Origin of the sequence: Micromonospora sp. 15K316 (genome assembly GCF_004348525.1) — a bacterium.
Lineage (GTDB): Bacteria > Actinomycetota > Actinomycetes > Mycobacteriales > Micromonosporaceae > Micromonospora.
The window spans coordinates 1-10,384 of the sequence record NZ_SMKG01000216.1; the positions used below are offsets into that span (position 1 = coordinate 1).

A 10,384-nucleotide genomic window follows, 5' to 3' on the forward strand; every position below is an offset into this window, starting at 1 on the left:
CCGCCAGGCCCACCACGAGCGCCGCGCCCCACGCGATCCGTCGGCGGCGGGACCAGCCCACCCGCCGCTCCGGGACGGCGGCGGGGTCCCGGTTGCTGAGCTGGATGGGTTCCTCGGTCAGCTCGACGGGCTCCGGGCCGTCGAAGTGCTGGCGCTCGGTGAGATGTGCGTCGGACATAGCCGACACCGTACGCGAATGGCAGGTGGCGCACGTCAGGTCCGCCGAAGCCCTCCGTAGACTTTCTCGGGTGACCGAGAGACTCGATGCCCGACGCCCCGACGCCCCCACCCTGCCCGGCCAGTACCAGCCGGGTGAGGTAGAGCAGCGACGGTACGAGCAGTGGGTAGCCGCCGGCCACTTCCGGGCGTCGGCGGAGAGCGACAAGCCCCCGTTCACCATCGTCATCCCCCCGCCGAACGTCACCGGTTCGCTGCACATGGGGCACGCGTTCGAGCACACCCTCATGGACTCGCTCAACCGCCGCAAGCGGATGCAGGGCTTCGAGGCGCTCTGGCTGCCCGGCATGGACCACGCCGGCATCGCCACCCAGAACCTGGTCGAGCGGCAGCTCGCCGGCGAGGGGCTGTCCCGGCACGACCTGGGCCGGGAGAAGTTCGTGGAGCGGGTCTGGCAGTGGAAGGCCGAGTCCGGCGGCGCGATCCTCGGCCAGATGCGGCGCCTCGGCGACGCGGTCGACTGGGACCGGGAGCGCTTCACCATGGACGCGGGGCTGTCCCGGGCCGTCCAGACCATGTTCAAGAAGCTCTTCGACGACGGCCTCATCTACCGGGCGAACCGGATCATCAACTGGTGCCCGCGCTGCCTCACCGCGCTGTCGGACATCGAGGTGGAGCACACCGACGACGACGGCGAGCTGGTCTCGATCCGCTACAGCGACGACGTGGTGGTGGCCACCACGCGGGCCGAGACGATGCTCGGTGACACCGCGGTGGCCGTGCACCCGGACGACGAGCGGTACCAGCACCTGATCGGCACCGAGGTGCCGGTGCCGCTCACCGACCGGCGGATCCCGATCGTCGCCGACGAGCACGTCGACCCGAGCTTCGGCACCGGCATGGTCAAGGTGACCCCGGCGCACGACCCGAACGACTTCGAGATCGGCCAGCGGCACGACCTGCCCGCCCTGACGATCATGGACGAGCGGGGCATCATCACCGCGCCCGGCCCGTTCGAGGGGCTGGACCGGTACGAGGCCCGCCCGGCGATCGTGGCCGCGCTGCGCGAGCAGGGCCTGATCGTCAACGAGAAGCGGCCGTACGTGCACGCGGTCGGGCACTGCTCGCGGTGCAAGACCACCGTCGAGCCGCGCCTGTCGCTGCAGTGGTTCGTGAACACCGCGCCGCTGGCCAAGGCCGCCGGTGACGCCGTGCGGGACGGGCGGGTGAAGATCGAGCCGGCCGAGCTGGCGAAGCGCTACTTCGCCTGGGTCGACAACATGCACGACTGGTGCATCTCCCGTCAGCTCTGGTGGGGCCACCGCATCCCCGTCTGGTACGGGCCGGACGGCGAGATCGTCTGCGTCGGCCCGGACGAGCAGCCGCCGACCGGCGAGGGCTGGCGGCAGGACGAGGACGTCCTTGACACCTGGTTCTCCAGCGGTCTCTGGCCGTTCTCGACCCTGGGCTGGCCGGAACGCACCCCGGACCTGGCGAAGTTCTACCCGACCAGCGTCCTGGTCACCGGGTACGACATCCTCTTCTTCTGGGTCGCCCGGATGATGATGTTCGGGCTGTACGCGATGGACGGGGTGCAGCCCTTCGACGTGGTCGCCCTACACGGCATGGTCCGCGACGAGCACGGCAAGAAGATGTCCAAGTCGTTCGGCAACGTGGTCGACCCGCTGGACTGGATCGACCGGTTCGGTGCCGACGCCACCCGGTTCACGCTGGCGCGCGGCGCGAACCCGGGCCAGGACGTGCCGGTCAGCGAGGAGTGGTGCCAGGGCTCCCGCAACTTCTGCAACAAGCTCTGGAACGCCACCCGGTTCGCGCTGATGAACGGCGCGCACACCGACGGGCCGCTGCCGGCCGCCGAGCAGCTCTCCACCGTCGACCGGTGGATCCTGTCCCGGCTCGCGCACGTCACCGCCGAGGTCGACGAGCAGTTCGAGGCGTACGAGTTCGCGAAGATCTGCGACCTGCTCTACCACTTCGCGTGGGACGACGTCTGCGACTGGTACGTCGAGCTGAGCAAGCCGGTGCTCGCCGAGGGCGGGCCGGCCGCCGAGGTTTCCCGCCGGGTGCTCGGGCACGTGCTGGACCAGCTGCTGCGGCTGCTGCACCCGGTGATCCCCTTCGTCACCGACGAGCTGTGGACCGCGCTCACCGGCGCGGAGAGCGTGATGGTGGCCGCCTGGCCGGTGGCCGACCGTACGCTCGTCGACGACGCCGCGGAGGCGGAGGTCGGCACCCTGCAGCGGGTGGTGACCGAGATCCGCCGGTTCCGCTCCGACCAGGGGCTGCGGCCGACGCAGCGGGTCGCCGCCCGGCTCGACGGTCTCGCGCCGGCGGGCATCGCCGCGCACGAGCCGTTGATCCGGTCGCTGGCCCGGCTCGACGCGGCCGGTGACGACTTCACGGCGAGCGCGACGCTGGCCATGCCGGGCGATGTGAGCGTGGCCCTGGACACCCGGGGCTCGATCGACGTCGCCGCCGAGCGGGCACGGCTCACCAAGGACCGGGCGGCCGCCGAGAAGGAGGTCGCGCAGGCCCGGGCGAAGCTCGACAACCCGGCGTTCGTCGGCAAGGCCCCGGAACACGTGGTCGCCAAGATCCGTGAGCGACTGGCGGTGGCCGAGGCGGACCTGGTCCGCGTCGACGCCGCGCTGGAGGCGCTGCTTTCATGACCGATCACCACGCCTTCGCCGAGGTGGAGGCCGAGCTGGCCGAGCGGGGCTTCACCCGGATGGTCTTCGAGCTGGACCGGATCGAGTCCCTGCTCGACCTGCTCGGCAGCCCGCAGCGGGCGTACCCGTCGATCCACCTGACCGGGACGAACGGCAAGACGTCGACGGCCCGGATGATCGACTCCCTGCTCCGGGCGTTCGGCCTGCACACCGGCCGCTACACCAGCCCGCACCTGGAGACCGTCCGGGAGCGGATCAGCCTGGACGGGGAGCCGGTCAGCGAGGAGCGGTTCGTCGCCACCTACCGGGAGGTGGCCCCGCTCGCCCGGCTGGTCGACGAGCGCTCGGCGGAGCCGCTCACCTACTTCGACATGACCACGGCACTGGCCTTCGCGACCTTCGCCGACGCGCCCGTCGACATCGCGGTGGTCGAGGTGGGGCTCGGCGGGGCCGAGGACTCGACGAACGTGCTGCAGGCCGGCGTCGCCGTGATCACCCCGATCGGGCTGGACCACACCGAGTGGCTCGGCGACACGATCGAGGACATCGCGCTGCACAAGGCCGGGATCATCCACCCCGGCGCCACCGTCATCTCCGCGGCGCAGGAGGAGGAGGCCGCCCGGCCGATCCTGGAGCGTTGCGCCGAGGTGGGGGCCACCATCGCCCGGGAGGGCTCGGAGTTCGGTGTGCTGCGCCGGGCGGTCGCCGTCGGCGGGCAGGTGCTGACCCTGCAGGGCCTCGGCGGCGTCTACGAGGAGGTCTTCATCCCGCTGCACGGCGCCCACCAGGCGCAGAACGCGGCGGTGGCGCTCGCCGCGGTGGAGGCCTTCCTGGGCGCCGGCGCCCGGCGGCAGCTCGACATCGAGGCGGTCCGCGAGGGGTTCGCGGCGGCGAGCTCGCCGGGCCGGCTGGAGCGGGTACGCAGCGCCCCGACGATCCTGCTCGACGGCGCGCACAATCCGCACGGGATGGCCGCCACCGTCACCGCCCTCCAGGAGGAGTTCGCGTTCAGCAAGCTGGTCGCGGTCGTCGGCGTGCTCGGCGACAAGGACGCGCCGGCCCTGCTGGAGCTGCTGGAACCGGTGGTCGACCAGTTGGTGGTCACCCGCAACAGCTCGCCCCGGGCGATGCCGGCGCGGGAACTGGCGGCGCTGGCGGCCGAGGTCTTCGGACCCGAGCGGGTCGAGGTGGCCGAGGAGATGCCGGACGCGATCGAGACGGCGGTGGCGCTGGCCGAGGAGGACGTACCGGGGGAGCTGAGCGGGGTGGGCGTGTTGATCACCGGATCGGTGGTGACCGTGGCCGACGCCCGCCGGCTGTTGAAGCGATGACCGAGCCCGAGCAGCGCCGCCCCTCCGGGCTGCGTAACCCGCAGCGGTCGGTCCGCAGCCTCGGCGCCGCCACCCTGGCCATCGAGGCCTTCGTGCTGCTGCTCGCCATCCAGCCGATCCGGGTGGTCGGGGGTGACCTCGGCGGCAGCGCGATAGGCGTGGTGGTGGCGCTGGCGGTGCTGGCGGTGGTACTCGCCGGCATGATGCGACGCCCGTGGGCGTGGCACGCCGGCACCGTCCTCCAGGGACTGCTGCTCCTCTCCGGCCTGCTGCACTGGTCGCTGCTGGTGCTGGGCATCATCTTCGCCCTCGCCTGGGGCTACGCGCTGCACGTGCGCCGGGTCATCCTCGGCTGATCCGCCCCGCCGTTGCGTCCGCCCCGATCACGGCGCACGCTCTCACCGAAAGAGTGGCCATTCCGTCAGGAATGGCCACTCTTTCCGTGTACGAGGCGTCTCAGGTGGCGGGGTGGGTCAGGCGTCGGCGCGTTCGCGCAGCTGGGTGAGGGCGATGCCGTGGCCGTCGGGGTCACGGAAGGCCGCCGCCCACACCTCGAACTTGGTGCCCCGGTTGACCACACGAGGGGCGTACGTGAACCGCACGCCCGAGTCGCGTAGCCGCCCGTACGCCGCCTGGATGTCGTCCACCTCGAGGTTGACGTGCACCAGCCGGCGGCTCACCGGCGCCGCCTCGGTCACCTGGCGCAGCACGAGCCGGGTCGCGCCCGAGGCGAGCAGCGCGTTGCCGCTGCCCTGGTCGATCTCGGTGAAGCCGAGCACGTCCCGGTAGAAGCCGAGCGACCGGGACAGGTCGGTGACCAGCACCGTCAGACCGATCCCGCTGATCGGCGCGGCGGGGTCGGACCTGTCGTCCGCGGGGTCGTCGCCGAAGATCGCCTCGTCCAGGTCGGTCGGGGCGACCCGCTCGTCGCGAGGCTCGCGAGCCGGGGTCGGCTCGTCCAGCGGCAGGTCGAGCGGGTCGAGCGGATCGTCCCGGACGGCCTCCGGGGCGGTGGCCGGAGTGGTGGCCGCCGGCGTGACGGCGTCGAAGTCCTCCTCGGCGGGTGGGCGTGGGGCCGGGGTGGCCCGGCGCGGCAGCGGGTTGCCGACCGGCGGCTCGACGAGAGTGCCCTCCAGCACGACCGGTCCGCCCGGGCGCTGGTGCACCACGACCGGCTCGCGCTCCTCCGGCGGGCCCGGGTCGTCGCGCAGCGGGTCACCGGCGAGCGGGTCGCCACCGAGCGGATCGCCGAGCGGGTCGCGGAAGTCGTCGTCGACGGAGCGACCCGCCCACGGCGGGGCATCCTGGGCGATCAGCACCTCGTCCACCGGCTCGGGGCCGGCGTACTCGGGCGGCAGGTCGGCGGCGGCCGCGGCGGTCTCGGCGTGTGTGGGCACCTCGTCCCAGAGCACCCGGACGTGCCGCTGGTCGTCGAGCGCCACCCGGATGGGCAGGGTCTGCCCGAGCGACGGCCACTTGGCCACCGGCACCCGTGGTTCGATGATCTTCTTGCTGCGGGGCGGCAGCCCCGGCGCGTCGATGACCAGTTGCAGCTCGCACCGACCGAACGCGTACTGGGTGGGCGGCTCGGAGGCGCTGTGCACGTGCCCCTCGCCGATCACCCAGGTGCGTCCGCCGGCGCGTACGGTGGCGAGCGCGATCGCCAGCACCAGCAGCGCGGTGCCGAGCGCCACGATGGGCCAGCTCGTCATGCCGAGGCCGAAGAGCATCACGAAGGTGGCCACGGTGCCGAGCACCGCGGCGATCAGCTTGCGTACCGGTGCGATGGGCCGGCTCCCGCCATTCGCCACAGTGGACCTCCCGGGGGTCAAGGGCCAGGCTAGGCCGCGGCGGCCACCGGGGGAAAGGCCAGCCGCCGCGCCGGCGCCGGGGCCGGGTCGCTAGGCTGACCGTACCCAGCCAGGCCCGCTTCCGCGCACAGGAGGAACCCAGCGTGTCCAGCAGCATCCCCGAGGAGCGCACGCTCGTACTGATCAAGCCCGACGCGGTTCGCCGTGGTCTGGTCGGCGAGATCATCTCGCGTTTCGAGCGCAAGGGACTGCGGATCGACGCCATGGACGTCCGGACCATGGACGCGGCGCTGGCCGACGAGCACTACGCCGAGCACGTGGACAAGCCCTTCTACCCGCCGCTGCACGCCTTCATGACCGGCGGCCCGCTCGTCGCCCTGGTGCTCTCCGGCGACCAGGTCATCGACGTGGTCCGCAACCTGGTCGGCGCGACCGACGGGCGGCGGGCGACCGCCGGCACCATCCGCGGCGACTTCTCCCTCTCCAACCGGGAGAACCTGGTGCACGCCTCCGACTCCGTCGACAGCGCCAAGCGCGAGATCGCGCTCTGGTTCCCCGAGCTGGCCTGACGTCGTCCGCCGGGCTCAGGCCGGCGGGACGGTCACCTTCTCCGGATCGCCGACCACGAACAGGTCGGTGATCCGGCCGGCCGCGCCGGCCAGGGTCAGCACGCCGGCTGGCACCCGGCCGCCACCGCGTCGGCGGCGTTCGCACCCGCGTCGGCCGCCGCCGCACTGCTCACTCCTGCGTCGAAGGCTGCTTCCGGGTCGCCACCAGGATCCTGTTCCACACGTTGATCGTCGCGATGGCCATGATCAGGTCGATGAGTTCCTCCTCCGACCAGACCTTGGCGGCGGTCTCCCAGACGTCGTCCGGCACGCCGTCCTCGCCGAGGCGGGTGACCGCGTCGGTCAGCGCGAGCGCGGCCCGCTCCCGCTCGTCGAAGAACGGCGTCCACACGCATGACTACCTCCCCTTTTCGTGTCCGACACCGCCAGGACGGGTGGGCCGGTCGGGTTGTGACAGCCGGCGCCTGTGACCTCGCTCGTGCCGGTCGTCAGCCGCCGTTCCGGTGACGGCCACTCGGGCCCCGGGAACCGGACACGTCCGGCCGGTACACCGACGGGATCAGTCCCCGATCCGGGAGGAACGATGACCGAACTTGATCGACGTGCGGTACTGCGGGCCGGTGTGCTGGCCGGCGCCGGAGTGGTCGGCGGCGGGCTGCTCGGGGCGGCCGGCGCGACGGCCGCACCCGCGTGGCGCCCGGCCGGCCGGCCGGTGCTCACCCACGGTGTCCAGAGCGGAGACGCGACCGCGGAGTCGGCGTTGGTGTGGACCCGCGCCGACCGACCGGGCCGGATGCTGGTGGAGGTGAGCCGCCGGCCCGACTTCCGGGGCGCCCGGCGGCTCACCGGCCCGGTGCTCGACCCGTCCGACGACCTCACCGGCAAGGTGCGGCTGCGTGGGTTGCCCGCCGGCGAGCGGCTGCACTACCGGGTCCGGGTGGAGAGCCTCGACCGGCACGGGCTGGTCAGCGAGCCGCTGACCGGCACCCTGACCACCGCCCCCCGCGAGCGCGACCGCCGGGACGTCCGGTTCGTCTGGACCGGCGACATCGTCGGGCAGGGCTGGGGCATCGCCCCGGACTTCGGCGGCTTGTCGATTTTCCGGGCCATGCGGGCCACCCGCCCCGACTTCTACCTGTGCAGTGGGGACACCGTCTACGCGGACGGCCCGCTCAGCGAGACCGTGACCCTGCCGGACGGGCGGATCTGGCGCAACCTGGTCACGCCGGAGAAGAGCAAGGTCGCCGAGACGCTGACCGAGTACCGGGGGCAGTACGCGTACAACCTGCTCGACGAGCACCTGCGCCGGTTCGTCGCCGAGGTGCCGCAGGTCAACCAGTGGGACGACCACGAGGTGACCAACAACTGGTACCCGGGCGAGGTGCTGACCGACGACCGGTACACCGAGCGCCGGGTGGACGTGCTCGCCGCCCGGGCCCGCCGGGCGTTCCACGAGTGGGTGCCCACCCCGCTGGACGGACGCCTCTACCGGCGGCTGTCGTACGGGTCGCGGCTGGACCTCTTCGTGCTGGACATGCGGACCTGGAAGGACCCGAACGACGGCAACACGTACGCCGACCCGAAGCGGGGGCTGCTCGGCCGGGAGCAGCGTGAATGGCTGATCCGGGAGCTGAAGCGGTCCCGGGCGACCTGGAAGGTGATCGCCGCCGACCTGCCCATCGGTGTGGTGGTTCCGGACGGGCCCGGTACCCAGGAGGGGGTGGCCCAGGGCGACCCGGGCGCGCCGGCCGGGCGGGAGCTGGAATTCGCCGAGGTGCTGCGGACCGCGCACCGGGCCGGGGTGACCGGCATCGTCTTCCTCACCGCCGACGTCCACTACACCGCCGCGCACCACTACGACCCGGCCCGGGCGGCGGTCGGCGACTTCACCCCGTTCTGGGAGTTCGTCTCCGGCCCGGCGCACGCCGGCGCGTTCGGGCCGAACGCGTTGGACGGCACGTTCGGCCCGGAGGCCGTGTTCGTGCACGCCCCGCCGCGGGCGAACACCTCTCCGGCCGAGGGCTTCCAGCACTTCGGTGAGGTGGGCATCGACGGCGACACCGGCGCGTTCACCGTCCACCTGCGAGACCGGGACGGCGTCTCGCTCTGGAGCCGGACGCTCCCGGCCCCGACCCGCTGACCCGGTCGGCGATCGACGGTGGCGGCCCGGAGCACCGGGCCGCCACCGGCTGCGGGAACCCGCCACCGCCCCGTCCGGGGCCCGCGGTTCGGCAGCACGTTCGGGTGACGGGGACGCCGTCCGCCGGTGCCGCCGGCCGCGCGTCGGGTACAGAGGTACGCGCGCCTGCGACCCGGCCCCACCCGAGCACCACCCGTTCGGGGATCTGGGGTACGTCCGCTACCGTGACACCGCCCGCACGTACACGACCTGCCGGAGGACCAGTGCCCCTGCTCTACACCATCGGCAAGCTCACCGTGGCGCCCACGATGCGGCTGGCGTTCCGCCCGACCGTGGAGGGGCTGGAGCACGTGCCGGAGACCGGTGGAGCGATCTTCGCCGGTAACCACCTCTCGGTCGCCGACGAGCTCTTCCTCGGCTCGGTGGTACCGCGGCACCTGGCGTTCTGGGCCAAGTCCGAGTACTTCAAGGGCGTCGGGCTGCGGGGGGCCTTCTCGAAGTTCGTCCTCACCGGGCTCGGTGCGATCCCCGTCGAGCGGGCCGGGGGACGGGCCGCGCTCTCCGCGTTCGACGCAGCCATCCCGGCGTTGAAGGCCGGCGAGCTGGTGGTCGTCTATCCGGAGGGGACCCGGTCGCCGGACGGGCGGCTGTACCGGGGGCGCACGGGCGCGGTGCGGCTGGCCGTCGCCGCCGGCGTGCCGATCATCCCGGTCGGCACGATCGGTACGGAGAAGGTGCAGCCGATCGGCGTCCGGATCCCGCGTCCCGGCACCGGCAAGGTCGTCGTCCGGTTCGGCAAGCCGCTGGACTTCACCGGGCGTCCGGACGACAGCGCCTCGTTGCGGGTCATGACCGACGAGGTGATGAGCGAGATCCAGAAGCTCACCGGCCAGGAGTACGTGTCGCGGTACGCGCCGATGCTGCGCGTCCAGCCGGATCAGACCCGCACCGACCCGGTCTGACCGGGCCGGATCAGCTCCGGTCCGGGCTCACGATCCGGCTGCGGAGCGTGTCGAGCAGGCCGGCGCTGTCCTGTACGGAGAGGCGGGTGAAGACGGCGGTGGCGATGCTGCCGTGGTCGACAGACGTGCAGACGACGACGGCGTCACCGTCGGCGCGTCCCACCGCGCAGCGCTGGTGCCGGCCGCGTACCCCCGTGTCGACGGTCTCGGCGGCGCCGAGCTGGTACTGCTGGGCGAGGCGCGCGATCTCGTCGTCCGCGGCTGATCCCGGGTCGAGCCGGAAACCGGTGCCGCCGAAGACGAGCACCTGCTTGCCGTCCGGGTTCGTGTAGACGCCGGCGAAGGTGTCCTCGGCCAGCAGGTGCGCCTTGCGTACCTCGGTCTCCAACTGCCGGGCGGCCTGCGTGCTGCGGCCGTCCTGGCGCAGCGACAGGTCGTCGACCTGGGCCGGGAGCGCGGCGTGGGCCGGGTACTGCGACCAGATCGGCAGGCCGTAGTACGCCGGGCAGCCGCAGCAGCAGGCGAGGGCGAGCAGCAGCAGCCACGGCCAGCGGCGCCGCTTCCGGACGGGGACCGGGACGTACCCCTTCGGCGCTCGCCAGCCGGGCGGCGGCGCGGCCGGCGGGGGCGTCTCCCGTCGCTTCGACCGGCGCTGCTTCGGCGGTGCGGCGGGGAGCGGTCGCGGTGCGGGCGGTGGGGCGGCC

The 10,384-nt window shown here is 72.9% G+C and carries 8 protein-coding genes and 1 pseudogene; 6 read left to right on the forward strand and 3 right to left on the reverse strand.

Features of this window, described 5'->3' with window-relative positions:
- Positions 1 to 248: 248 nt before the first annotated feature.
- The 3 genes from E1211_RS26765 to E1211_RS26775 are packed head-to-tail and all read left to right on the forward strand — an operon-like array spanning position 249 to position 4,554.
- Positions 249 to 2,867 carry a valine--tRNA ligase gene (locus tag E1211_RS26765; RefSeq protein ID WP_132352108.1) on the forward strand — a complete coding sequence of 873 codons (2,619 nt, stop codon included), beginning with the start codon at positions 249 to 251 and terminating at the stop codon, positions 2,865 to 2,867.
- Positions 2,864 to 4,198: a folylpolyglutamate synthase/dihydrofolate synthase family protein gene (locus E1211_RS26770; RefSeq protein ID WP_132352110.1), complete on the forward strand. Its 1,335-nt coding sequence runs from the start codon at positions 2,864 to 2,866 to the stop codon at positions 4,196 to 4,198. The genes E1211_RS26765 and E1211_RS26770 overlap by 4 nt, the downstream gene beginning before the upstream one ends.
- Positions 4,195 to 4,554 carry a DUF4233 domain-containing protein gene (locus E1211_RS26775; RefSeq protein WP_132352112.1) on the forward strand — a complete coding sequence of 120 codons (360 nt, stop codon included), beginning with the start codon at positions 4,195 to 4,197 and terminating at the stop codon, positions 4,552 to 4,554. The genes E1211_RS26770 and E1211_RS26775 overlap by 4 nt, the downstream gene beginning before the upstream one ends.
- 117 nt (positions 4,555 to 4,671) lie before the next feature.
- Here the strand turns inward: E1211_RS26775 and E1211_RS26780 are convergent, their stop codons facing one another.
- Positions 4,672 to 6,009 (reverse strand): VOC family protein, encoded by a 1,338-nt coding sequence (locus E1211_RS26780; protein ID WP_132352114.1) that lies wholly within the window; start codon positions 6,007 to 6,009, stop codon positions 4,672 to 4,674.
- 143 nt (positions 6,010 to 6,152) lie between these two features.
- Here E1211_RS26780 and ndk point away from each other — a divergent pair, with 143 nt between their 5' ends.
- Complete coding sequence (ndk, locus tag E1211_RS26785; RefSeq protein WP_132352116.1) at positions 6,153 to 6,578, forward strand: nucleoside-diphosphate kinase; 426 nt, start codon at positions 6,153 to 6,155, stop codon at positions 6,576 to 6,578.
- Positions 6,579 to 6,747: 169 nt separating this feature from the next.
- Here the strand turns inward: ndk and E1211_RS26790 are convergent, their stop codons facing one another.
- The gene (locus E1211_RS26790) at positions 6,748 to 6,969 is read right to left on the reverse strand and encodes a carboxymuconolactone decarboxylase family protein (protein ID WP_243709710.1); all 222 of its coding nucleotides are present in this window, start codon (positions 6,967 to 6,969) and stop codon (positions 6,748 to 6,750) included.
- A 192-nt stretch (positions 6,970 to 7,161) separates the two neighbouring features.
- Between E1211_RS26790 and E1211_RS26795 the strand changes: the two genes are divergently transcribed.
- Together E1211_RS26795 and E1211_RS26800 are read left to right on the forward strand one after the other, a co-directional pair.
- The gene (locus tag E1211_RS26795) at positions 7,162 to 8,718 is read left to right on the forward strand and encodes an alkaline phosphatase (protein WP_132352118.1); all 1,557 of its coding nucleotides are present in this window, start codon (positions 7,162 to 7,164) and stop codon (positions 8,716 to 8,718) included.
- Positions 8,719 to 8,981: 263 nt separating this feature from the next.
- Positions 8,982 to 9,680, forward strand: coding sequence for a 1-acyl-sn-glycerol-3-phosphate acyltransferase (locus E1211_RS26800; protein ID WP_132352120.1), 699 nt, complete (start codon positions 8,982 to 8,984; stop codon positions 9,678 to 9,680).
- Between the two features lie 10 nt (positions 9,681 to 9,690).
- Here the strand turns inward: E1211_RS26800 and E1211_RS26805 are convergent.
- Positions 9,691 to 10,384: pseudogene (locus E1211_RS26805) on the reverse strand (hypothetical protein); the annotation flags it as partial.